1 protein-coding gene is annotated in these 358 nt (G+C 58.7%); it reads right to left on the reverse strand.

All coding sequences use genetic code 11. The features are described from left to right. A partial coding sequence (locus M5C01_RS32835) for an IS3 family transposase (RefSeq protein WP_248764481.1) occupies nucleotides 1–358 on the reverse strand: 358 nt, incomplete at both ends.

Raw genomic sequence — 358 nt, forward strand, 5'->3', positions numbered from 1 at the left:
AGCTCAGGAAGAAACGCTCCATCACGGAGTTGTCCCAGCAGTTACCTTTGCGACTCATGCTCTGCTGCATACCATTTCGTTCCAGCAACGCTCTGTAGCTCGCGCTTGCATACTGACTCCCCCTATCCGAATGGGCGATCAGTCCCGGTGCCGGCTGGCGCTGGGCAATAGCCAGTTGCATGGCGTTGCATACCAGCTCGGCAGGCATGTTTGGGGCCATGGACCAGCCCACGATCTTGCGTGAGAACAAGTCCAGCACCACGGCCAAGTACAACCAGCCACTGCGGGTCCGGATGTAGGTCACATCCGCCACCCACGCCTTGTTCACCGCCTCGGGATCGAACTGACGATTCAGCAT

It is taken from the genome of Pseudomonas sp. MWU12-2319 (genome assembly GCF_023242525.1).
GTDB lineage: Bacteria > Pseudomonadota > Gammaproteobacteria > Pseudomonadales > Pseudomonadaceae > Aquipseudomonas > Aquipseudomonas gingeri_D.